This is a genomic window from Vibrio sp. 10N.286.51.C3 (assembly GCF_003050065.1).
Lineage (GTDB): Bacteria > Pseudomonadota > Gammaproteobacteria > Enterobacterales > Vibrionaceae > Vibrio > Vibrio crassostreae.
Window position 1 is genome coordinate 52889 of sequence record NZ_PIGC01000018.1, and the last position, 25752, is coordinate 78640.

17 protein-coding genes are annotated in these 25752 nt (G+C 43.4%); 4 read left to right on the top strand and 13 right to left on the bottom strand.

Annotation, left to right across the window (positions count from 1 at the left end):
- Positions 1 to 63: 63 nt before the first annotated feature.
- The 7 genes from CWO27_RS18130 to CWO27_RS18160 form a co-directional block, all read right to left on the bottom strand.
- Entirely contained in the window at positions 64 to 948 is an 885-nt protein-coding gene (locus CWO27_RS18130) for a PA4780 family RIO1-like protein kinase (RefSeq protein WP_102479319.1), read from the bottom strand.
- Between the two features lie 161 nt (positions 949 to 1109).
- Positions 1110 to 1244, bottom strand: a complete 135-nt coding sequence (locus CWO27_RS18135) for a DUF2256 domain-containing protein (protein ID WP_080967357.1) — start codon at positions 1242 to 1244, stop codon at positions 1110 to 1112.
- Between the two features lie 258 nt (positions 1245 to 1502).
- A complete protein-coding gene (locus CWO27_RS18140; RefSeq protein WP_107899325.1) occupies positions 1503 to 5219 on the bottom strand; it encodes an AAA family ATPase in 3717 nt (1238 codons plus the stop codon).
- Positions 5220 to 5224: 5 nt separating this feature from the next.
- Complete coding sequence (gene sbcD / locus CWO27_RS18145) at positions 5225 to 6478, bottom strand: exonuclease subunit SbcD (RefSeq protein ID WP_107899326.1); 1254 nt, start codon at positions 6476 to 6478, stop codon at positions 5225 to 5227.
- A gap of 212 nt (positions 6479 to 6690) precedes the next feature.
- Complete coding sequence (locus CWO27_RS18150; protein ID WP_102431805.1) at positions 6691 to 7269, bottom strand: porin family protein; 579 nt, start codon at positions 7267 to 7269, stop codon at positions 6691 to 6693.
- 508 nt (positions 7270 to 7777) lie between these two features.
- A complete protein-coding gene (locus CWO27_RS18155) occupies positions 7778 to 8434 on the bottom strand; it encodes a glutathione S-transferase family protein (protein ID WP_102431778.1) in 657 nt (218 codons plus the stop codon).
- A 188-nt stretch (positions 8435 to 8622) separates the two neighbouring features.
- The gene (locus tag CWO27_RS18160; RefSeq protein WP_102431777.1) at positions 8623 to 9219 is read right to left on the bottom strand and encodes a LysE/ArgO family amino acid transporter; all 597 of its coding nucleotides are present in this window, start codon (positions 9217 to 9219) and stop codon (positions 8623 to 8625) included.
- Between the two features lie 186 nt (positions 9220 to 9405).
- Between CWO27_RS18160 and CWO27_RS18165 the strand changes: the two genes are divergently transcribed.
- A complete protein-coding gene (locus tag CWO27_RS18165) occupies positions 9406 to 10761 on the top strand; it encodes a sphingomyelin phosphodiesterase (protein WP_102431776.1) in 1356 nt (451 codons plus the stop codon).
- 370 nt (positions 10762 to 11131) lie between these two features.
- Positions 11132 to 12850 carry a S8 family peptidase gene (locus CWO27_RS18170; protein WP_102433451.1) on the top strand — a complete coding sequence of 573 codons (1719 nt, stop codon included), beginning with the start codon at positions 11132 to 11134 and terminating at the stop codon, positions 12848 to 12850.
- Between the two features lie 308 nt (positions 12851 to 13158).
- Here CWO27_RS18170 and CWO27_RS18175 read toward each other — a convergent pair whose 3' ends face one another.
- The gene (locus tag CWO27_RS18175; RefSeq protein ID WP_102433450.1) at positions 13159 to 13665 is read right to left on the bottom strand and encodes a GNAT family N-acetyltransferase; all 507 of its coding nucleotides are present in this window, start codon (positions 13663 to 13665) and stop codon (positions 13159 to 13161) included.
- 261 nt (positions 13666 to 13926) lie between these two features.
- Here CWO27_RS18175 and CWO27_RS18180 point away from each other — a divergent pair, with 261 nt between their 5' ends.
- Together CWO27_RS18180 and CWO27_RS18185 are read left to right on the top strand one after the other, a co-directional pair.
- Entirely contained in the window at positions 13927 to 15222 is a 1296-nt protein-coding gene (locus CWO27_RS18180; RefSeq protein WP_102433449.1) for a sensor domain-containing diguanylate cyclase, read from the top strand.
- A 181-nt stretch (positions 15223 to 15403) separates the two neighbouring features.
- Positions 15404 to 16147 carry a class I SAM-dependent DNA methyltransferase gene (locus CWO27_RS18185; RefSeq protein WP_055318724.1) on the top strand — a complete coding sequence of 248 codons (744 nt, stop codon included), beginning with the start codon at positions 15404 to 15406 and terminating at the stop codon, positions 16145 to 16147.
- 122 nt (positions 16148 to 16269) lie between these two features.
- Here the strand turns inward: CWO27_RS18185 and CWO27_RS18190 are convergent, their stop codons facing one another.
- The 5 genes from CWO27_RS18190 to CWO27_RS18210 all read right to left on the bottom strand — a co-directional run bounded on the left by CWO27_RS18190 (position 16270) and on the right by CWO27_RS18210 (position 25321).
- Complete coding sequence (locus tag CWO27_RS18190; protein WP_107899328.1) at positions 16270 to 18318, bottom strand: TonB-dependent receptor domain-containing protein; 2049 nt, start codon at positions 18316 to 18318, stop codon at positions 16270 to 16272.
- A 181-nt stretch (positions 18319 to 18499) separates the two neighbouring features.
- The gene (locus tag CWO27_RS18195) at positions 18500 to 19420 is read right to left on the bottom strand and encodes a LysR family transcriptional regulator (RefSeq protein WP_029226004.1); all 921 of its coding nucleotides are present in this window, start codon (positions 19418 to 19420) and stop codon (positions 18500 to 18502) included.
- Positions 19421 to 19678: 258 nt separating this feature from the next.
- Positions 19679 to 21868, bottom strand: a complete 2190-nt coding sequence (locus CWO27_RS18200) for an immunoglobulin-like domain-containing protein (protein WP_107899329.1) — start codon at positions 21866 to 21868, stop codon at positions 19679 to 19681.
- Positions 21869 to 22347: 479 nt separating this feature from the next.
- Positions 22348 to 23355 carry an acetyltransferase gene (locus CWO27_RS18205; protein ID WP_102433446.1) on the bottom strand — a complete coding sequence of 336 codons (1008 nt, stop codon included), beginning with the start codon at positions 23353 to 23355 and terminating at the stop codon, positions 22348 to 22350.
- Between the two features lie 241 nt (positions 23356 to 23596).
- The gene (locus CWO27_RS18210; RefSeq protein ID WP_102433454.1) at positions 23597 to 25321 is read right to left on the bottom strand and encodes a methyl-accepting chemotaxis protein; all 1725 of its coding nucleotides are present in this window, start codon (positions 25319 to 25321) and stop codon (positions 23597 to 23599) included.
- Positions 25322 to 25752: the final 431 nt, after the last annotated feature.

A 25752-nucleotide genomic window follows, 5' to 3' on the forward strand; every position in this document is an offset into this window, starting at 1 on the left:
CGCATAAATTTTTTCAGGCGTTATGACTGCTATTTAACTAAAGCTCTAAGCCGATCATCACGATTACTCAGCCCAATTGAACTTGCTGTCGTCGACGCCTTCTTTCTCTTCTTTAGCTCGCTCGCGTCGGTGTTGTTCTTCAACTCGCGCAGCGTCTATCTCTTGCATAATGGCTTCAATATCGGCCAAATCGTCCGTTTCCGTAAACTCGCCTGTTAGCTTGCTGTCTGGCTTTAGGTCGCCTTTCTCGTAAAGCGCCCACATTTCCTTAGCATACTCGGTTTTCGCCAATTCAGGAGCAAACTGAGCGTAATAATCACGGATATTATTGATGTCACGAGCCAACATCCACTCGGCATTATTGTTAGCCGAAGCATCAACCGCTTGCGGTAAATCGATAATTACCGGGCCGTATTCATCCACCAATACGTTGAACTCAGACAAGTCACCATGGATCAAACCAACACACAGCATTTTAACCACATAAGTCATCATCACGGCATGGTCTTCGATCGCTTGCTTTGCTGACATAACGACATCGTTCAAACGTGGGGCAACATAGCCTTCGTCATCAGTGACCAACTCCATAAGCAGCACGCCATCAAAGCAACCATAAGGCACAGGTACACGAACGCCCGCTTCTGCCAGTTTATACAAGGCATCCACTTCAGCGCTTTGCCAAACCTTTTCTTGTTGCTCACGGCCAAAACCAGAACCTTTTTCCATCGCTCTAGCACGGCGGCTGTTTCGTACTTTTCGGCCTTCACGATACGCAGTCGCTTTTTTGAAACTACGTTGGCTAATTTCCTTATATACCTTGGCACAACGGATCGTATCGCCGCAGCGCACAATGTACACCGATGCTTCTTTGCCACTCATGAGTTGGCTTGTCACCTCGTCGACCAAACCATCGTCAACTAAAGGCTGTATTCTTTTAGGTATCTTCATGCCGCCTTTATACATCACTTATCTTACAGATAGAAATATTAACTTAAGAAATGAATGACCAAACGATTAAAGGAACATCAAAATGATAACAAAGGAAGGAAATATCGGTTTACCGGACTTGGCTGATAGAGAATAGTTTGATGTATTCGAGTGTATGAAGACTAAGACTTGTTGCGACGACAACGTTCTGAACAGTAAATAACACCGTCCCAACAACGCTGCCACTTTTTACGCCATGCAAAAGGCTTTTGGCAAACGGGACATGTCTTGGTCGGTAAATGAGGCTTCTTATGCATGGTCGTTTCCTTTTGGATGAGTCCACTTCCTGCGTTTACTGGGGATTCCCTATTACGCTCGTTTCTCACTTTAGGGAGTGACGGCTACTTTTTGAACGCTCCTGACTTTAAGGAGTGGCGGCGGAGTGATTGATAACAGCCCGACTCCGTCATCCTCGAGAAGGAGGAACGACTGAGTCGGGGATCTGCTTTATCTAAACGGATTCGGCTTTATCTGAACCGACTCTGCTCAAATTCAACTAAACCCGCTTAATCCAATCAAGCGACAACCTTGTACTGCTTCTCCATCTCACTCACACCTAAGCCAGAGTGTTTTGTCACTTTAAGCTGAACGGGCACTCGCTCCTTCAGTGCTTCAACGTGGCTAATAACACCAATCATCTTTCCAGACGCATTCAGGTTATCGAGAGCGTTTAGGGCAATGTCCAATGTGTCACTATCAAGGGTGCCGAAACCTTCATCCAAGAACAATGAATCAATACTGGTTTTGTAGCTGACAAGATCAGAAAGCGCTAATGCCAACGCTAAACTCACCAAGAAGCTTTCGCCACCTGATAACGTCTTAGTGTCACGCATCACATCGCCCTGCCATGTGTCCAGCACTTGCAGTTCTAACCCATCGTCGGCTTTACGTTTAAGTTCGTAACGACCATGCAAACGCTGCAACTGCTTATTCGCAAGGTACACCAAATTTTCCAGCGTTAGACCTTGGGCAAACTTACGGAATTTGTCGCCGTTCTTAGAACCAATAAGCGAGTTAAGACGTGAGATATCATCAAACTCGACTTGTTGCTCATCGATTTGCTTGAACAGATCTTGCTGATTGCTGCGGTTCTGGCTATCAGTTTCAAGATTGGCAGAAATCGCGCCGATCTTTGTTGCATGACTTTGTTGTGCGTTTTGGCATTCAGTCGTCGCAAGTTCAACTTGTTGTTGGTCTTGCTCTTGCCATGTTTTAGCATTTTCGTGGTTTTGTAGCTCCACCTCCGTCGCCTTGACAGTGTTCAACCTAGCTTGTGCACTGACAATCGCTTCATCTATAGACTTCTTCTGGCTTTGAAGTTGAGTTCTAACCTCTTCGTCTAATAATGCTGCTTCAAAATCAGCCTCTCCTTCAAATGGGCTAGTTTTCAGCGCTTCTAACCAAGCATTCGACACTTGTGTGTTATTTGACTGCTTGCTGGTCAGCTCTTCAGAGAAGCTGGTGTGTTTAGTTTGCTCAGTTCGATGTTCAAGTTCGCAACGGTTAAGCACCAACTGAGCGGCATCAAATACACTAACCGCTTCAGTGACTTTTTGCTTCATCGCATTACTGGTGGTTTGAATGTCTTTGTCACCAAATAACTTTGTTCTTTCGGCAGTTACACGAGTGAGCTCTGACACTAGAGACTCACTCTCTTGCGTCAGTGTCGCGAGCTCTTTCTCTGCGCTACGTAGCTTGTCATCTAAGGTTTTCAATTCGGCATTTTGAGTAATCAGTTGCTTCTCAATATCGGCCTGTTGCTGTTTGGTTTGCTGCCATGTGCTTGATGCTTGTGATTTCGCAGTAAACCAATCATCGATATGTTCAAGTTCAGGTGCTTCGATAGCGGTTTGAACAATGCTCTCTTTCAACGAATGCCATAGCTGATCTTTCGCTTGAGCTGTCTTAGCTACTTGTTCGTTTGTAATGTGGTTTTGCTTATTCAGATCAGCTAAGCGTTGCTCGGCCAACTCAAGGTTAGATTGCGCCTTGTCAGCCATAACACTTACAGACAAGCGTTGTTTCTCAGCTTCCGCATAGTGCGCTTTGGCATCACCCAATGCTTTCAGTTGCTGCGAGATCTGACTTAGTTGAAGTTCACACTGCTGAGCAAAGGTCGCGACCGTAGCTTCATTGCCTAAATCGTTAATCGTTAGCAGAGCTAGCTCTGGAGCCGTGCCAGCGAAATCTGATAAGCCCTGTTGAAGCTTACCAACAATGCCTTGCCAATTCAGTTGGGCTTGTTGAATATCCGCTTGTGCACGCAGGATGTCATCGTTAAGCGCTGCAATCATAGGGGCAAGAGAATCTAATTGCTGACGATGCTCTTGGCCTTCTTTCTTAATGACTGCCAACTCTAGGTTTTCCCGATCTTTTTGCGAGACCAGATTTGCAATATCTTGCGACTGCTCGATCGAATGGTCTGTTGAACCACACAGTGGGCACTCAGATCCAGATTCTAAAGCTGCACGGTATTTCGCTAATTCGCCTTCTTGATCAATCAAACGCGTTAATCGCTCAAGAGACGTCTCTTTCTCTTTATATCGATTCACCAGCACTTCACGTTCTTTCGAAAGTTTGTCGACCAACTGATTGTTAGTTTGATGTGCCTGTGTTTTCGCGTGCAACTGTTGTTGAGCATTTAGGAAGCCACGATTAATTTCCAATAACGAGTGCGTATTACGATTCCAGAACTCCAGCAGGTCTTTTTGCGCATTCAACACTTGTTCGCTAGTGTTGCCTTGCCATGCTTCCCACTGTTGTTTTGCACTACTCTCTAACACAACCGATTCTGCTAATGCTTTGTCTTGCGTTACTTTTACTTCTTGAGCAGTTTTGATAGTCGCTTGCTGAGCATCCACTGCGGACAAAGCTTGCTTCGCTGAGTTTAGTAGTTCTGAATGCTGACGCTCTAGGGTACGAACTTGTTCAACTTTGGCTTGCCACTGGCCTAAGTATTTTTCTAAATATTGCTCAGCTTGATGTGTATTTAGGTACTCAGTGCTGAGTTGGTCCTGTTGCTTCAGTGCCTCTGTTTTTTGGACTATAACAGCCTGTTGATTGCGCTGCTGAGTATGTTGCTCGTTCAGCGTATTCGCTGCATTAACGGCCACAGTTTGTTTATCTTTAAGCACGGTAATTTGGTTGTCTAGCGGACGCACTAGATCAATGATCTTCTCTTGATCTTGTTGCTCGCGTTTAACCTGTTCGACAATCACACCGCTTTGCGTCAGTTTCGTTTGCGCATCTTGCTTTTCTTCATCACGAACAATAAGTAACTTGATGCTGTTATCTAAGTGAGCTTGAGTAGTGCTCACCTCTTGTTCGCAACGCTTTAAATCTTTGTGCATTGGGCGCAGTTTTTCAGCCGGTTCACTGTTTGCTAAACGCTCGAGTGAGGGTTGATTACGGTCTAGTTCATCTTGAGCTGTTTTAAGATCGTGTTCGCTGGTCGCAATAGTTTGCTCAGCTTTGGTCACGTCTTTCCACCAGCTTAGATGCGCTTGCCACTCTTTTAACTGCTCAGACAAACGCTTCTGCTCGGCTTCTAACGTTTCTCGATCTGCGGTTAGCTCTTGGATTTGCTCTTCAGACAGCAAACTCACACCCTCAGCTTTTGCTTTGAGGTGATTAAGCGACTCCTCACTAGACTTGAAATGATCGTAGATACGCTCGGAAATCAGGCTATAGATTTCTGTTCCCGTCAGCTCTTCAAGTAGCTCTGCACGGTCGTTAGCATTGGCATTAAGAAATGCCGCAAATTCACCCTGTGACAACATGATGGATTTGGTGAAGCGTGAGAAATCGAGACCGGTTACCTGCTCCACCAACTTGGTTTTCTTGGTCAGCATGGTCTCTAAGACTTTGTCGGTGTCAGCATCAGCAAACTCACACGTTGGCGTTTGTAATGCGCCATCGTGTTTTCCGCGAGCACGCTTTTGATGGAAGTTCGAGCGGTACGTTTTGCCCTGCACTTCAAACTCCAGCTCAGCGAAACACTCACCCGTGCCACGCGTCATTAATTCATTGTTGCCTTTGGCGATACTCTTCAAACGTGGCGTGCGGTGGAACAACGCCAAACAAATCGCATCAAGAATGGTGGTTTTACCCGCTCCTGTTGGGCCAGTAATCGCAAACAGGCCATTTTCCGCAAACGGTGATTGGGTAAAATCGAGCTTCCAACGCCCTTTCAAAGAGTTCAGGTTTTCAAATTCTAGGCTTAAAATCTTCATACTGGTTACTCTTCTACTTTGTTTGGCGCTTGAGCGCTCTCAGACACTTCAACCATCACTTGTTTAAACTTCACCGTCATGCGCTCTAAACGCGCTTTTTCAGAATCGGTTTCAAATTCTTCTAAGGCAATACGCTTCGTAAACACGTCCATCGGGCTCAATTCTGACAGCGTTTCTGCCGACTCTTGCTCTAATGCTTGATTGCGACGCTCTCTTGCTCTGCGCAATTGAAGCACTTCCACATTCAAACCTTCGGTTAGTGTGCGCATACGCTCTTGAAGATCCGACAAGTAATCTTGCGCTTGCACTTCTATCGATAACCACACGCTTTGGTCGCTATCTAAGCCTATATATTGATTCAGTTGAGATTCGATCTCGCTCAAGTCGCCTTTGATTTCAGCTAGGGGTTGGAACGTTGGAACTGGCAATTGAGAAATGGTGCGCTCGCCTTCAACAAACTCAACCACACAGACCTGCTTTTGAGATTTAAGTTCATCAAAGCTTAATGGTATTGGTGAGCCGCAGTAACGAATGTATTCACGCTTTGCCACCACTTGTGGACGGTGGATATGACCAAGTGCAATATAGTCTGCGTCTGGGAAGCCATCAGCGGCAAAACCATCAAGGTTGCCGACATAGATGTCGCGTACAGAATCCGATTGTTGAACACCCATCGCCGTTAAATGACCCGTAGCGATAATCGGCATGTGCTCTCTGTTTTCAAACGTCGCACGTTTTTCTACAGCGGCATCATAAACACTTTGGTAGTGCTGTTTAATCGCTTCGCCGAGTTGTTTTTGGCGCTCAACACCGGTGACACCCGCCTGACTGGTCAACACATCGCGAGGGCGAATAAAAGGAATAGCACAAACCAGCGCTTCTACATCGCCGTTCTTGCCTTTTAGTTCGACAACCTGAGTCGCATGATCTTCATTGGTATTAGGAATCACGTCTGCACCCATGTATTTGAGTAACTGTTGGGTCTCTTTAAGCACAGAGACTGAATCGTGATTTCCACCTAACAACACCAATTGGCAGCCGATCTTGTTCGAATCGACCACAAACTTATTATACATCTCACGAGCGTAACTCGGCGGTGTGCTGGTATCGAAAATGTCGCCAGCAACAATGATCGCGTCGATGTCGTGCTCTGTAACTTGCTCAAGTAACCATTGTAAAAACCGTTCATGTTCATTCTTACGGCTTTTATTGTAGAAGTTTTGGCCAAGATGCCAATCGGACGTGTGAAGAATCTTCATTGCTGCTCACTGGAAGTCGGTAATACCTTTAATCTACCAAAATAGTCGACATAATTCCCTTTTATAAGCTTGTGAAAACCAACTAATTTCAGGCTTTGGACCAACTCCGCCCACAGCGTGACCAATCGTTATTTTTGACATAAAAAAACCGCTCAACGTTAGAGCGGTTTAGGTGTCCATAGCTTTAGCTTTAAGCTATTTAACAGAAGCCATTAGAAATTGTACGAAGCACCCAGTGTTACTGTGCTAAATGCTACATCTTTGCTGCTTAGACGAACTTTATTGCCATTGATATAAGCGTAGTTTTCTATGTTCACAGCATCTGCTTGCGAGATCAGGCGAAGCGTTAAGTTCTCCACTGGGTTGTATTCCACACCGATACCAAAATGGAAACCTGCACCAGAATCGTCACCGTAAAAAGCACTGTTGCTAGAGTTCAAATCTACGTAGCTCAGACCTGCGGTTACAAACGGACGAATTGAATTATCAAATGTGTAACCTACGTTTGCTGCAACAGACAAAGACGTTGGTGAAAGCAGCTTAGTACCAAACTTTTCGTAGTCAGCGTAATCCGTGTAACCAAGTTCAATACCAACAATACGGTTAAATTGGTAACCACCGTAAAGGCTGTACCCCATGCTTTCAGCATCTAAATTACCTGCGCCGTCAGTGTCTGAGTCTTGATACACACCAAGGCCTGCGCCAATGTATGGACCGCCCTCAATACCGGCAGCAAGTGTAGGAAGTGAAACTAAGCCAACTAGGCCCAATAGAAATGATGATTTAAGCATGAAAATACCCTTTTTTTGTCTGTCCTACAGCAACGTTGATCAACCGCCAATAGTTTCCGACACTATTTCACCTGTTGCGCTACTGTTTAAAATAAATTAAATAATCAACTCCTAATGAATAATAAAACACCGTTCATTTGAGGAGCGAATGAGAAGGTATCACAAGATTTTTAGGTCATCAAACGAACAATCATAGATATTTAATCCAGTCTTATTTATGAGACAGATGTATTTCCTGCGGCGTAACGAGTACTAAAATACGTATAAACCTGATAGTAAACCTGAGCATAATAAAAATTAAGTTGTTTATAATCATGTCGTTACAGCACTAACTAAATTGTTACTCGTTCTCAAAAACAACCTAAATCTTCACGCCTAAATATAAAAACTCATCCTGCTCCTCTCTTTTTACAATAAAAGATATAAAGAGAAGAATTAGTTTAATTTTGGGAGGGTATTTATTTGGAACGACCTGCTATTAAATTATATTTCAATTTAATCTATATTATTAACGAACTTCAGCGAGACTAGCCAAGTAGTTATTCGTTAAATAGAAGCCGCTGAACTTCTCAATAAAGTCCGCAGGAACGGTTTTATCGGTCAAGTCAGATTCAATCAGCGCCGCTTGCCACTTCTGTACTTTCGGAAAGCCTTCAAGCATATCAAAACCGGAGCCTTCTTTAATCACTGACGCTCGGTGTAACAGTGGTAGCCAAGCGATGTCGACGTTAGAGATGTAATCGCCTTTAAAGAAGTCGCTGTCACCAAGCTTGTTCTCGGCCTTTTGGAAGGATTTTTGAAGATTCGCTAAACGTGTCTCAAAGGTTTCTTTATCTTTACTGCCCATCGTTCCACATTGCGGCATGTAATGTTTGCTTGCCTGATAAGACCAAGCGCGATCTAGTGCTTTTTGCTCTGGAGACACCTCTTCTATCGGCGCATATTTATCGTCTAAGTATTCAACAATTGCATCTGACTCAAACAGAACTGTGTCATTTTCTGTAATCAATACTGGCACTTGTCCGTTTGGCGAAATATCTAGGAACCATTGAGGTTTATTGTTTAGCTCAATGTATTCAATTTCAAATGGGACATTTTTCATTACCAAAGCACCCATTACACGTTGAACGAATGGGCAGTTTTTAAAGCTAACAAGTTTAATCATGGTTTACTCCGAATTAGGTCATTAATTTGTATTTGTACCCCTAAGACGAACGCCAAAACCGAAAGACGAAAAATAATTCCATTTTTGTGGAAATAATTAAATACGAAGGCAACTAAAGGCAGTCACTTTAAGTCGTCACTTTCGGTAGGAACTTTAGATAATATGTTTGAATGCCTAATTACGAGCGGCTAAACGATCAAAGATATTGCAATAGACGCCATGATCATGCCGACGACAAACTCCAACACCTTCCATGCTCTCGGGTTCTTAAACATTGGAGCCAAGAAGCGTGCGCCATATCCAAGTGAAAAGAAGAACACAAACGACGCCGATACTGCACCAACACCAAACAACATTTGATTCGGTTGGTATTGCGTTGAAATAGAACCCAATAGAACAACCGTATCCAAATAAACATGTGGGTTTAACCAAGTGAACGCCAAACACATCGCCATCGCTTTAGTTAATGAGTCTTTGGTTTCAGCAGTGGCTTCTAAGGCGTGATTTTCAGTGAATGCTGAGCGGAAGCTTAAGAATGAATAGACACCCAAAAAGATAGCCCCACCATAACGGGCGAACTGCTCAATTTGTGGGAATTGCTTAACGATTGCGCCGAAGCCTGTTACACCAAAACTAATGAGTAAGGCATCAGAAATTGCACATACAGCGCAAACTGCCAATACGTGTTGATTCTTTAGACCTTGCTTTAAAACAAACGCATTTTGAGAACCAATCGCAAGGATTAGCGAAAGCCCCAGAGAGAAGCCAGCAAAATAAGTCGTCATAGAATGTACTTCGAATCGGTTAGAATAATCATAAGTTACTATAAAACAGAGTAATTTTTCATAAAATTTACAATATGATCACATGCGCGTTACACAGCACAAAACCAAAATCTTTAATTTGCAACTGAATGCATACCAGGGCTACTTTCTGTTTTCGATTTTAGGAATGTAATCAAAGGAAGAAACATGATTAAAAAGCTGTGTTCAACACTGATAATTTGGGCAATAGCCAGCCAAGCACTCGCAACATCACTTTACTATATAAACCGCACCGACAAACCCATATTAATAAACTTTTCGATAGACTCCAGTGAACCCGTAAGTAACGGTTACCAATACAGGTTGACTGAAAATGACTTAGTTATTTGGCCTTATCAAAAAGCTAAAGTAGCTGATTTTAATCGATATTATGGGCTTGTTAATGGCGCAACGTATGACTACTTCCTAACAATTTCACGATTAACAAACGAAGGTTCTTGGGAACCTAAGCCGCAAGAACCTGTAAGTCAACTTAGGTTAGTTGGTCACGGTTCAGGCTCAACGTTGTCTTATGGGTATAAAGATCAAGGGATGATGACCGACTACAACCCATATATTCTTCATCGTTATAACCAAGATGGATATCACTCTGAGTTCGGTGTTAAGGCTATATACACGTCAGGTTTCGACGACGTTGAATTTGTAGTCTCAGAACATACGATCAATGATTTTGATCAAGACCCAAATACCTTGAACGTTGGGTCATATAACCTATGGATGCTCCCCGGCGTATCATCAAACATTACAAGTCGTGCAAGTGTCTTGGACCACACTCTCTCCGGATATGACGTACTCACACTTCAAGAAGCTTTTTCTTCAGACCGAGAGATCCTATTCAACGCTCTAGCAGAGGAATATGCATTTAGAACAGAGGTAGTAGGAGGTGGCACTAGTGCGATGTACGACGGAGGCGTAGTCACTTTTAGTCGCTATCCAATTATTGAAACCGACAGTATAGTTTTTGAACACTGCTCCGGGACTGATTGTTACGCAGATAAAGGCGTCGTCTACACAAAAATCGACAAAGATGGTCAGATATACCATATATTCAACACGCACCTAGCATCATTCAATACGCCTGCGGCCAAAAGACTAAGACGCTTACAGCTAGGGCTGATGCGAACCTTTATGCTGACTAAAGGCATACCTTCCAACGAAGCGGTTATCTATGCTGGAGACTTCAATATCGATAAAAATAGCGACTTCGTGGAATACCTTCTAATGCTAGCTACGTTGGATGTTGATCCTCCAGAATTCAGAGGCTACACCAATGCAACCTTTGACCCGACGATTAACCCGTATGCCGCTTATAAGTATTCAGGTGGCGCTGATGTAGAGTATCTGGATTACGTTTTTGTTAGCAGAGTGCATAGACGAGCAACAAGTAATACTAATACGGTCAAGCTTCATCAAAGGTTGAGCTCTGACACTTGGGGAAGTTGGCACCTTTCAGACCATTTTGCCGTCAACGGAAACTTTGAATTTAGCTCTCACGACGACTAAGCTCCTTGATCTTGGCTCTTTCAAAAGCACTTCAATAGCTGAGTGAGAGCCAAAACCACCCCCTGCAATTAACATACTAATCAATTGATTCTAAACACCTTTAATCCCAATTCTTAATTTTATAAATATTGGTTTTATTAATAGAGTTTAGCTCAAACTTTGAGACTTTAAAATCGATCACAGTGAGACCTTCCTACCATTTCATTGATCAAACGAATGATACAAGTCTGATTGCATATTATCTTTTGATTGCTTTTGAGCGGGCATTTCCCTCTCACAGAACTGACTGCGTGCTTTCATAAAGCTTCGCTAAGGAGTCAGTTCTAGTCGCACAACTATTCAGTCTCACAATGATAAGGATGCAACACAGATGAATCACGGACACAGACTTACCACGCTTTCTTTAGCTATTATGGCTTCGGCTCAAGTATCTGCCTCGGCTCTTAATGAGAGTAGCCCAGAGCCACAACCTGCCAACTCACCTTTCATCCAAGATGTAAAAGGGACAATTGTTGAGGATTACTCGCGAGAAACTATTCTACCTTCATTTTTCTCAATGAGAATGATGAGCAACGCTGATGAACAGCGCGGTGATTGGTTTAACTTAACGGCAAGCTACACAAGAATTCAGGGTGTGGGTTCTGATGTGGTATATGACTACTTGATGCCCCCTCTTCAACCACAACCAGTCATCGTTGCCGTTCTTGATTCAGGTGTCGACGTTGAACACGAAGATCTCAAAAACAAACTTTGGACCAATGAAGACGAGATCCCAGACAACGGGATTGACGATGATGGCAATGGTTACATTGACGATGTCCACGGCTGGAACTTTTTGGGTAACTCGTTAGGCATTAACGTTAACCAAGACACACTAGAAGTCACTAGAGAATACAAAAAGTACCTTGAGTTAAAAGAGAACGGACATTGGATTCCGCGTAAGAAACGTGAGTATTATCAAGATGTTGAATCCGATTACTTGTCGTCTCTAAAAGATGACCAAGATGCGTTGAATCGTGTAACGACAGCAACTGACCAAGCCAATGAGTTCAAAGAACAGATTCTTCAGTTCGTCGATCAAAAAGACTTTTCTACTAACGGTCTGAAAACACTGTTAGATAGTGAGAATGCTAGCGTCGTTACTGCAGCTGAAGGGCTTTTGAGTGTGTTTGATTCATGGTATTCATTTGAATATCTGGAATCACGTCGTAGCCGTTACCAAGACTCTCTGGATTTCCACCTTAACTTAGAGCTCGACACGCGTGGCGATATTGTTTGGGATGACATCTCGAACCCTTGGGAAAAAGGCTACGGCAACAACGATGTGAAAGGCCCTGTTGGTTCGCACGGTACACACGTTGCTGGAATCATCGCTGCAGAGCGTAACAACTCAGTGGGTATTGATGGTGTGGCAGATCATGCTCAAATCATGGCGGTACGTATGGTGCCAAATGGCGATGAGCGGGACAAGGACATTGCCAATGCAGTGCGTTACGCCGTCGATAATGGCGCGAAGATCATTAACATGAGCTTTGGTAAAAGCTACTCGCCACGTAAATACATCGTCGACCACGCATTCCGTTACGCGGCTCGTAAAGGCGTTTTGATCGTTCACTCTGCGGGGAACAGCCGTAACGATAACGACATCAAACCAAGCTTTCCAAACCGCTACGCGAAGCACTACCGTTCAAAGCCTATTTCAACATGGTTAGATGTGGGTGCATCAGCAAAATATGCCGACGAAACGTTAGTGGCGAGCTTTAGTAACTTCGGCCAGAAATCAGTTGATGTGTTTGCACCTGGGTACCGCATTTTATCAACCACTCCGGGAAACACCTACGGTTCGAAAAGTGGCACAAGTATGGCTGCACCTGTCGTGTCCGGCGTCGCGGCATTAGTTTGGTCTCGCTACCCTGACCTATCCGTCAAAGAGCTTAAGGCAATGTTGATGGGCGAATCGAAAGTCTACCCAGAGCTGTTAGTTAAAAAGCCTTCTAGCCCTGAGGATTTGGTTCCGTTCAACACACTTTCTATCTCAGGAAGTATTGTGGATGCTGAAGCTATTTTCGCAGAGCTAGAAACTCGCTAACGTTTTAGCCATTGGTCATTGACCGTATAATCGTCATTCCCTAAAGCGAGGGACGAGCGTGATAGGGAATCTCTCTTTGCGGTTAGAGATTCCACATACCTCGTCCCTCGGTTCTGGAATGACGCTGGGGAATAAAGTCACCCCAGTCCTGGAATGACGAGAGGAAATAGCGTGAATATTGTATTCGTTATTTCTGACTACAGAAGCTACAACCCCGTCATTCTCTAAAGCGAGGTACACCCCCTCCGTCATTCCCTACAGTGAGGAACGAACGTGATAGGGAATCTCTTTTTGCGATGTAGTCACTTCTAACACAATTCGATACTCATAAACTGGCTGTGCGGGTCCAATATATAATCTGCAAATGGTTCACAGTATCCAAAGCCAAACTTTTCATACAGGTTACGCGCCGCCTTAAAGTAGTCTTCTGAACCTGTCTCTAAACTGATTGTCTGATACTTGCGAATGGCTGCGGTATCCAATACATGTTGTAAAAGTTGGCTAGCAACACCTGACTTTCGAGCAAACTGTGAGGTTCTCATCGATTTGAGTTCAGCGTGTTGGGTATTTAACTCTTTAATCGCAACACACCCAAGCAATTGACTGTCTTTCCAAGCACTAAAAAAGGTAATCTCTGGCGACTTGAGCCCATCCAGATCCAGAGCATGAACACTTTCGGGTGGTGATGTTGCGTACATATCAGCGAGATGCTCTTCTAGTAAGCCTATTACTTCCCCACCCGATAAGTCATCAAGCTTGATGATTATTGAAGTACCGATTTCCACAGAGTCCTTTGCGTTTGGTGCTGATTCCATTGTCTTAACTTTCCTTGTTTAGCTCGCTTATTTAGCTTTAATTACTGATCTACTTTCCTGAATTGTTTCCTTTTCAAGAACTGGGTTAAAACCAGTAAAATTACTGATTTATCATAAAATTTTAAATGTCACACTTAGTTTACCTAGATACCATAATTTTCCAATCTAGTCTCGTCATAAAAGAGCTCCGCAAAGACCTTGGGGTCGCTACATCGAGTGAGAAAAACCTATTTCAGTTAACGAATAAGTAATCCGGTAGATATGAGTATTCAACTAGATTTAACCACCACTTTGGCCTGTCAAAACTTCGACTCAGCACAAGGGTGTATGACACTTCAAGATCATCGAGTTGTTGATGTCGACAACGAGATCGCTCAAATCTTTGGTTATAAAAACCGTGGTGAGTTATTACGCAATGTTGATTTTGTATATGCCTTGGTACCTGATAGTTACCAAAATCTAGTCAAGCAACGCTATCTAGAAGCAATAAAAGGCAAGCTTAAGAAAGGAAAATTGTACACAGACATTCCCACTCATGGCCGTAATATCTCCATATTTTGCTTATCGAACATTGTTGAATTGAATAACAAGCCCGCTCTTAAAGTGAACATCATTGACATCACCTCTGTGGTAGAAGCGCAACGTCAACGCCACGAAACCGATCGTATGTATAGAAAGCTACTCAGTACATCGAAGCAAGGCATTTTGATTCATAGAAACTTCAAACCTTTGATGGTTAACCAAGCTTGGGTTGAACAACAAGGTGCCAAATCCATTGAGCAAGTGCTTGCGATGGATTCAATCATTTCAATCATTCCTGAAGCAGAGCGACCAATTGCAATCAGACGTTACGAGAGCATTCTCAATGGCAACACACCCAACTTCAGTTCCGTGGTTACCAACCATTGCTTTGATGACTCCTACAAATACTTCAATCTCTATGACAACGTGATTAACTGGGAAGGTGAAGACGCCATTCAAGTCATTCTTGAAGAAGTGACAGATAAAGTATTGTTGGAAAAAGAATTACTGCATCGTGCTATGCATGACGACTTAACGCAGGCACTCAATCGTCGGGCGATTTATGATTGGATAAAGAAGCCAATGAATCAGAGAATCGAAATGTCTTGTATGTTGATTGACATTGATGACTTTAAGTTGATAAACGATCAGTTTGGTCACACCGTTGGTGACACTGTCATTAAGCACTTAGCTGACACTATAAAAACTCACGTTGAATTGCTCCATGGCGTAGTGGGACGCTGGGGTGGTGAAGAGTTTATTGTGTTCATTCCTAATGCGAAACCTGCGTATACCCAAATCATTGGTGAACGTATTTGTCATTCATTTAATCAACATATTTTTATTGGTGCTAATCGCCGTCCGTTTAGGTCCAGTGTCAGTATTGGAATGACCAGTCGATATATTTGTCATTCCTCGAACTCAGTCAATACTCTCATTAAAGTCACCGATGACGCACTTTATAGAGCAAAAGCAAACGGCAAAAACCAAGTTTCAATAAATAATGAATCGGTTTGTATCGAAGCGTGTTCGTAACGGCTGAAGCTATCTCGCTTTGATGATATTTTTCCATACTCCTAACAGTGAATCATCAGTGTTTAGTTAGTAACAAAGTTGGAATTAAAGTGCATGAGCATGTTGAATATTTTATTGCGAATTCCACATTTCGGTATATGATGCGCCACCCCAATTTTTTCAGCAAATGCTGCAGGCAAACATGTCCGCCAACGCGCTCTATACCGACCTATCGGGTTACTATGATTTAATGTGTGTTGATATTGACTACCAAGCGCAAAGTCACTGCGTTCGTAGGCTACATCAGATTTTTGGAAATGAAGGAAAAACTCACCTAGACCTCGGTTGTGGTACTGGCCCACACGTTCGTCACTTTATTGATTATGGTTATCAAAGTAACGGGCTTGACTTAAACCAACCCATGTTAGATATCGCTCAACTACGCTGCCCTGAAGCCAGCTTTTCTGTTCAGAACATGAGTAATTTTGAAGTCTCTGAGCCGTTCGATCTTATTACTTGTTTCTTGTATTCGATCCACTACAACGATGGCATCGAGAAGTTAAAAGAGTGCATTGCTAGCGTTCACAAAGCGCTAAAACAAGGCGGTGTGTTCTGCTTTAACGTTGTCGATAAAGATAAGATCAGCAATGATCTGTTTGTTCGACACACCACAAACCAAGAACAAGATGACTTTACCTTCCGTTCAGGGTGGTACTACTCTGGTCACGGTGATAAGCAAGCGCTAAAGCTTAGTATCGAAAAAACGACTGCAGGTGAAACTCAAGTTTGGAATGATGAACACCCGATGGTGGCATTCTCGTTTAAGGAGTTAATCGAGATATTAAAGCCCTACTTTGAGGTTAATATCTTCGAGCACGATTACGACAAGCTGATTCCTTGGGATACTCAGTCCGGCAATGCTCTTGTCACTTGTGTAAAAATCTAACACTCTTCGATACCTATGTGCACTCAATTACGAGCGCCCAAATCAAAAGAACCCACACGACGTTAAGTCATGTGGGTTCTTTGTTTTATATGTATCTACCTACCGAATCAAACACAGATTGATTAGAAGTCAGCGGTCATACCTATGTAGTAGGTACGTGGCTCTTCAACATAACCAATGTACTCTAACTCATCTGATACTGACTCATCCGTTAGGTTTGAGATACCTGCACGTAGTCGTACTGAGTCATTCACATTGTAAACCGTACCGATGTTCAATGTTGTGTAAGCGTCTTGCGTTAGGTCGCTGTCAATCTGGCGCTCGCCACGGTAACGTGCACTCACGAAAGTGCTTAGATCGTAAGTTGGGTTCCAGTTAAGTTTCACAAAGCCTGAATGCTTGTAACGCTCAAGTAGCTCTTCACCTGTCGACTTGTCTTCTGTATCTAGGTAAGTGTAGTTACCAGAAACGGCCCACTCGTCAGAGATTTGGTACATACCGCCAAGCTCAACACCTTGAATGATAGCTTCAGACACGTTTTGGTGCGTCTTCGCGCCCAAATCTCCCGTTGGTGTACCGTCAGGGTTTTCACATTGAAGAGCACTTTCGTTCCAATCACCACCTTGCGGGCAGTAACCTTGTGTTCTTTCGATAAGGTCATTAATCTCATTGCGGAATAACGCCGCTTCTACATTCCAACGTGGCTGTGTGTATACCGTCGCAAGTTCGTAGTTAATGCTTGTCTCTGGATTTAGATCTTCATTACCCACCAACGCACAACCACCCTTGCAGCTTGAAACTGTGTAGTCAGATTGGTTTTGAGTCAATGTTGGGGCCTTGAATGCCTTGCCTACACCACCTTTAATGATTAGGTCGTTCGTTGTTTGGTGAACCAAGTACACACGTGGGCTGAACTCTTCGCCGTACAGTTCGTGTTTATCCAAACGACCACCGAACGTTGCGGTTAGGCTGTCTGTCATGACCCATTGGTCTTGCACAAACAATGCGCCTTGATATGCTTCCGACATTCCGCTCGATAGGTTTTCTTTGTTAGTTAGTTCACTTAACTGGTAGTCCATTCCAAATGTCAGCGTGTGGCTGTAACCAAGGTAAGTGGTAGCAGATGCTTCAACAATTTGAGTGAGCTCTTCGATATCGCTGCTGAAGTTATTGCCTAGATCGGCTGCATCGTTATCAGTCACGTTCTCGCGCGAATAACGAACTTGAGTATCACCCCAGCTCCAGAAACCACTGTGTGTAATTGCTTGGCTGTGACGCACGACACGAGTGTCTGACTCAATAACCGATTTCGCACTTTCTGCCGCTGATTCACGTTCGTCATCGCTGTAACCAAAATCAAAATCGATGGTTTGGTTATCTGTCATGTGCCATGTCAGGCTTGCAAGCATGCTTAGCGTGTCGCGTTCTTCTAGAGCTGTTACGTCTGAACGGTCGTAGCCAGAACTGTGTGTACCAGAATATGGTTGCCATGCATTACGGCTTGTTTGATTAACAGAAAGTCGAGCGAACAACTCATCTTCAATCAATGCACCAGACGTTGTGAAGCCCATTGAGTACTCTTCGCCCCCATCACCATCAAGCGGCGATGAAGTGTCCATGCTCAATGTAGAGCTCCAATCATTTTCTGGAGCCTTAGTGATGATGTTGATTGTACCGCCCATACCATCTGAACCATAAAGTGCAGACATTGGGCCACGGATGATTTCAACACGTTCGATTGAATCTGCTGGGATAGTAGAAAGGTCGAAGTCATTACCACGGATGATGGCACTTGCCGAGCTGAGACGACGGCCATTTACCATGATAAGCGTATAATCAGAATCCATACCACGAATAGAGATCATCTGACGACCAGCACGTGTGCTATCGAAGTCAGACTCAACACTGGTTGATTCAGCAACGATGTCAGCCAAGGTAATACCTGGGCTGTCTTCAATGTCTTGTGCAGTGATAACCGACATTGAAGCAGGCGCTTGTTTTAGTGCCATTTCGGTACGAGTTGCCGTAACTACCATTTGCTCATCTGTTGCTTGCGCTTCTTCTTGCGCTAACACGTTAGCTGAAAGTGACGTACAAATAACAGCGACTGCGATCGAAAGGGGTTTACGAACCAAAAGAGGTTTGCGAATCAAAAGAGATCTCTCAGACATGATATTTATTCTTATATGTGATTGGTAATGATAATGGTTTGCATTAAACAACCTAGTACCATTCTTATCAACGAAAGTTTCATACCAAAAATTGATTCTCGTTATTCACCTTTCAAATAACAAAACAAAGATATATTCATTTCAATGGCACTATTAAAATCACATTCACCATCCAGATAAATCAGGTGTATATCTCTTTAAATAGATTGCGAACCCATCGACACATAGGATCATTGTGGAAACGCTTGTGCCAATATAGATACACATCTTCTGATGGGCTTCTGATGGCTTTGGGTACGCGTTTACAAATTAAATCTCTTTGATTAGCGGCTTGTGTGGCAAACGGTGTCGGTAAGTGAAAGATGATGTCAGTCGTCTCAGCGATATCTGCAGCAATATTAAAATTAGACAGCTGAATCGGAATCGATAGTTGGCGCTGCTTATCAATCAAGCCTAAATCTTTAAAGCGATTTTCAATGGAGAGTTTTTTGTCACCTTGCAGCGAGATCTGGCCTAGTTGGCTGTTAAGTAAATCATCGACTGTGATCTCTTTGTCTGCCAACGGGTGGTCTTTGCTCATCAATAAGCGATAATCACGGCTAATAACGAACATTCGATACAGATTCTGCTCAGAACTTAACGGTTCATGCGTTGACAACACGAAGTGCGCATCGCCCGACAACAAAGGTTCGAAGTGACGTTTAGGGATGGAGTCAATATCAACAACCATGTTCGGTGCTTGTTTTCGAATTTGTGCCACGACTTTTGGCAATAAGTGAGAAACCTGAGGAACCAAGCCAAAAAAGCGAACGGTATTGTCACTAGTCTGAGGTTCAAATACGTCTCCGTGAACCAGCTTTTCTAAGCGCGTAAGTACAGAATTAAGATCTTGCTTGATCGCTTCCGCTTTTGGCGTCAATTCATAGCCATAAGCCGCTCTCACCAACAAATCATCGTTAAATACAGTGCGCAGTTTTTGCAGCGAACGACTCACCGTTGGCTGACTCATATCGAGTGCCAATGCCGTGTTGGACACATGCTTTTCTTCTAAAAGGTGCTTAAGGATGACTAAGAGGTTAAGGTCGACTTGCGCTAGATTCATTATTTAGATATTCACAAAATTGAAAATTCATTGTGCGCATAGTGCATCTATCAATCCATTAATACAATTGATAATCACTCTTATTTTTATCTAAAGCAAAGTCCTCTATCGACTTAGCCATTATGTGTGACAACAATGAAAATGAGCCCATGATTCCATTTCGTTTAAGCAATAAAAAAGAGAGGCACATGGCCTCTCTTTGATCGTTTCTAGTTTCTAGTTTCTAGTTTCTAGTTTCTAGTACACAATTAACTTAGCTTACAGCTTTGTCCAAGCATCTTGCCAGTATTGGCTTTCTGCAGGAGCGTAAGATGCGCTTGCACACCAAGCCGTGTATGGCCAAGGCTTACATTCATATAAACCATTATCACTGCCCACTACAATGTCACCTGCTGCGTAGTTTGTGCCCGCTTCATATGGAGGGTAATCACCTGGAGGTGGTGTACCACCACCACCGTCTTTCACAGAGAACGAATTATTCACCATGACCATTTCACCATCCGAAGCAGTACCAACTACTTCAAGTGAGTATTGGCCGTCAGTTACGTCATTCAAAACGATGGTGATTGTTTGGCTATCTACGAGGTTTACTTTAGTCTGTTCAACTAAAATACCTGCACTATTTAACACCATTGCAGTCACATCCATTGCTTCGTTTGACGTTAGTGTCAGATCCAAGCGGACATCACCGTTATCAGGTGCGTATTCAGACTGGAGACCCGAAACTTCAAGTTCAGGATCTGTACCCGGCTCAGGGTTACCACCGCAAGAAGAATCTGAAACCTTTCTCCAAACGCCCCACTCACCTGTCGTTCCCGGCTCTTCGCCACGAGTGTACCAGCCAGATCCCCACGTTGAACCGTCATGTGACACTTGGTCGCCTTCAACATAAACCGTTTCGGCATCCCATGCAGCAGCACAGTTAGAACCGTCAGTCACAGACACTTTACGTTCAGCAGTGACGGTTTGATGCGCACTGTCTGTCACACTATATACAAGCGAGTAGTTGCCCATTTCATTCACATCGACACTGCCAGTGTGTGTAATAGAACTCGTTAGGTCACCATCTTCTGCATCATTCGCCGTCACACCTGCCATTGGGTCGAATGCAGAACCAAGTATTACTGTCGTATCAGATATGCCATCGAATACTGGTTTTTGGCTGTAAACTTCTACCGTTCTTGCTTTGGTTGTCTCGTTGTTGTCACTGTCTTTCACACGGTACGTCAGAACGTAAGTGCCAATAACCGCTGTTTCAACATATCCTTCAACATCAATTGAAGACGTTAAATCGCCGTCTTCTTTGTCTGTTGCAGTTACGCCTTCCATAGGGTCAAATGCGCTGCCATGAAGAACACGCGCATTTTCAACGCCTTTCAGCACTGGCTCACCTTCAACCGGTGGCGGTGTCACTTGCCCATGAACAAATGGGCCGTAATCTTTGATGAACTGTTCGTTGTATTGTTGGCCGTTCTTATCGGTGCCCATGTCCCAGTTGATAGACCACGTCATTACACCACGCAAAGGTTGGCCTTGAGTCGTTAAGGTCTCAAATGCGTCGTAAAGATCTTGAGGATCTTGCACGAAGCCCGTCGCTGCAGCATCAATGCTCGAAGGGATACCAAACACTAACTTGTCGTGTGGGATCTTGTGGAAGCCACGAGTACCGTTGATTAGAGAATCAGAAATGTAGTAGATGAACTCTTCTTTCAATTCATCATTGTTTTGTGCAATCCAACCGATACCATCAACCCAAATACCATCGCCACCTTGATTGTAGAATTGAGGGTTAATCCAGTCGTAGTAACCTTCTAGATTGTCGATGTATGGTACATATTTACCACCAGACGTTAAGTACGGAAATTCAGGCGCCATCGTGATGAGGAAGTTTTTGCCTTCAGCACGGTAATGGTCTTTCACCAGTTTTAACGCATCAGGAATAACAGTTTGGTTGTTGGCTGCGGTTACCGCGGCTTGCTCCAGATCGATATCCAGACCATCGAATCCGTAACGCTCAGTCAGACGAATAATCTCATCAGCAAAGGCTCTTTCATCACCGGTTTCTAGTTCTACGTGTGCATCTGCACCACCCAGAGCTAACAGGACAGAACGACCTTGCTTGTTGAGTTCTGAGATTTGGTCAATAAATTGTTGCTCTGACAGCCCAATGGTTGGGTCCAGTTTAAAAGTTGGGATTCGACCATCAGCAACATCGTACACTTTCATGAATGACACATTCACGATGTTGTACATTGGGTTCACTTCGTCCAATGTTACGCAAGGCGCATTGCCACCTTGGTAACCACCACCATCACACCAGTTGTGCCAATAACCGACTACGACACCAGAATCTGGATTCGTCATATCTGAACCATTCGCATAAACAGCGCCAGACATTGCGGCCATTCCGAAAGATACCGCTAATTGCAGAGCTTTACGTTTCAACATCAATTCCATTTCCTTACTCAACAGCTGTGCCCATCACAACCGAATCAATTCATTTTAGCCATGAATATTTATAGACAAGTAATGGAATTTATTAGAAAAGGTGACCTTTGATTTAACTTGTGATTTTAAGTCACAGATTGAATATAAGAATCAATATGATTTTGACTTTTCATTCAAATTAAAATGCTAAAACATTGCTTTATTGGGCTTAATTATTGGTGGAACAAATGAATCCACAATCTTAATTCACTCGGGTAATTAAGGTGAATATGTAAAAATAGCAAAGTGGACACCCTGGGCTGAGAATAAGAGTAAAAGGTCTAGAAACCCTCGGATTTACTGGCCTGACGGAGATTTATCATTGCGAGTGATATCACTAAAATTGATTAGATTTATTAGCTATACATATGCTAGATGTGTACACGAACAACCAAAAATGTAGGTGACAATTATTGTATTTTCAGTTTTCAGATCGAGAGTTAACTATCGATACAATTGCCCAGTTGTGAATAATAACTCTCAATTGATGAAATAAAATTCATCTTATTTTCTTCAGTGAGTTGATTGATGCCAGCTGCTGCTTTTCTTCCCCCCCCCGTTTCAAAACTAGAGCAAATTTCGTCTGCACCCGTTCTATTTGATAACGGCGCTCTCAAGCTCACAGTATAAGATTCACCATCTTGGTTTTTAGTTAACACTGCTTGCGCTCGGCCTGGGTCTTGATTAACGATTTCATTGCCAAAGACACCACTAATACGCCTTGCCCAAGTCTCACTTGGCAATTCAAACACACGCGCGACTTCACTCTCATATATTGGTCCTAGGTTTGATAGGTGTTGGTTGTCACTTTGATAAGCTGTACGAAGACGATAGAAAACTGAACCTTTGTCATCTAGGAGAGAAAACGGATTCGGATATTGATAGAGAGCTTGGTAAAGCTTGATTGGCGTGAAGTGCAAGTCACTCAGTGACGAGCCGTAGCCGTTGTAATTAATGAGAGTACCCAGTTCTTCCAAAAAATCAGTTTGGGATCGGTCAAAGCCATTTTCTAACGCTAATTGTGAAGCTACCGCTTTTAAATTATCACCAAAGGCAGCAGCAATGGCCCACGCAACATACTCACCCTTTAACTTCTGATTTATCAACAAACTGGTGCAACATTCAGGTGCCGTATTAACTAAAGTCTCAAGATGCTTAGACTGAGGTATATCGCCTGTGCGATGGTGGTCGCAATAGAACACTTCAACGTTGGCCTCAAGTAACGAGTGTAAAGCCGGAAGGTTCTTCTCCATCGATACATCTAGGACCGTAACAGACGCAACATCCGCTTGATCGCCCTGCTCCGCCAATTTAGAGACCACTTGAGAAACCAACTTGATATCACGCTTTACACCAGTGATCAGTACAGTTTCTTTTGGCTCATTTAGGCGCAGTTGCAGCAAAGCGATGATGCCGTCTGCATCTCCATTGAATACGTCGTAGTGCATGTTATCCCTCTTCCTATAGATTTAACCGTTTGTCAGGAACGCGCCAGTACGTTCGTTTACTCGATAGTCTGTCATTATTTTACTTATATATCACAGATACTTAAGTCTATTTTGGAATGCCTTATTCTTATTTCTATCTGTTCATGAACTTGCCTATCCATTAGGTACAAAAAAGCGCAGATAATCCGCGCCTTTCGCTTGAGTTGTTTGGCTGCACTTCTTTAATGCAACTAGGTTGATTCTAAGATGTCTTAAACTGCGCGACAGCTTGGTCCATATCGTTTGCTTGCTCAGCGACTTTATCCACTTCGACTAAACAGTGCTGCGCCGAAGCGTTATTATCATTCGAGATAGTGTTCAGCTCAGTGATTGAGTCGCTTACTTGCGCCATTACTGCGCCCTGCTCTTCAATTGCAGAAGCAATACGTTCAGAGTTGCCTTGAATGCTTTCCATGTCACTTAAGATCAGCTGTAGGCTTGCATCAAGCTCTTCTGAATCTTTTAGTGTTAATTGACCTTGTTGATTGCACTCACCAATTTCGGTCATCGAAGCATTCATTTGGCTCTGAATTGCCGTGACTACACTGGTAATTTCAGTCGTTGATTGATGCGTTCTGCTTGCCAGCGCTCGTACTTCATCTGCAACCACCGCGAAGCCACGACCTTGTTCACCCGCACGTGCCGCTTCAATCGCCGCGTTCAATGCCAATAGGTTGGTTTGTTCTGCAATGCCTTGGATGATGTTTACTGCATCGCCAATTTGATCAACATGATGGTTCAGTGAGCTAATCGAATCTTGGCTGCTTGAAAGGCGTTCAGACAACTGAGTAATATTATCGATGGTCGCGACAACCACTTCGCGGCCCTTGTCAGCATTCACTTTCGCTTGATGAACACCTTCTGCAGCAACCGATGTGCTTTCAGAGATCTCGCCAATGGTAAGTACCATCTCTTGTACTGACGTTGTCATTGTCGAGGTGTGGTTTGCTTGAACTTCGAACTGTTTAATCACCGATTCAAGCTCATCATGCATGTTAGAAGTGCTTTGAGTTAGCTGCAGAGATTTTGACTGAGACGCCGCAATCAAGCCTTCAAGTTGATCCAACAGTTGGTTGAAGTACTCGCCTAGTGTACCAAGTTCATCTTTGCCATTTTCGGTTGAACGGATAGACACATCGTTAGAGTCAACAATGTTACGAATCACTGATAGCAGCGACTCAATTTTACCGATGATAGAACGGACAATTAACCAGCTGAACAGAATGATCGACACAAGCAACGTGACGCAAAGGATGTTGTTGATCAGCGATAGTTTGTCCATCTCTTGCTGCGTTTGTTGGTCTAGCACCGCCGAGAATTCTTTAAACTGACTTTCGATAGCGTGTGAACCAGAGCGGGCTTCACCTAGCAGGCCTTCGTTATGTTTTAAACCGATCACTCGCTTCTGTTCAACCACTTGACGCGCAGCATCTATCAAAGCACTTGAGCTTCCAGCGTTAGAAGTAATAGAAAGAACACTCGGATCGAACTCACCCTTTTCAATTAAGTCATTGAACAGGTAAAGCTCGATTTTTTGTTCAGCACTGGCTGTCGCACTGATGTTATCTAGCAAAACATGAAACTCCCCTAACAGGCCTTTGTCACGTGCTAGCCCATAAACTTCGCTCGCTTTTACTAGGTTAACAAAGCTGGTGTGGTAGGTTTCGATGTCTTCACGTAGGTGTGTGCTGTTGGCTAAGCCCAAATCTTTCAGCACGACGTCGAGCTCAGATTCAGACGCTAAGAATTTGTTGTAGTTTACGTCAAACTTGTCGAGGTATTTCATATCGCTACGCAGTAAGAAATCTTTCTCGTTACGGCGAAGGTTGAGCAGTCGTACTTCAAGTTCTTTTGTGAGTTGTTTGGCTTCGCTCATTTGAGCGGTGGTGTCTGCAAATTGTGATGTAGTAAACAGCAGTGAAATCATACCGACGATGGAGAACATCCCCAACGAATAAAGCTTTTTCTTTATATTCATATACATGGCTCGTCTTTACTAATTAACTATGAGTATCTAAATGAGTCGCATCAAAGAATGGATATTCAACTCGTGCGATCTGGTTATTGTTATGGTTTTTATATCGATAATGAGCGTCTAAAACTGTGGCTTCTAAGTCCACTAGCGATGACGTTCTCAATTGCATTTAAACAGCAAATGAAATAGCCAACTAAAGTTAATTTTATCAATAACACAAATCGATTACATGTACATTAGTTGAATGATAAAAGTGAGAGACAGCTATTTGACGGAGTGTGAAGCCCTGAATGGCTTGCTATGTAAGACTTTGAATTAAAACACTTTGTACCATTATTGACCTTGAGGTTAGAAGTGACAATTTTTTGGCTCACCAGAGGAGC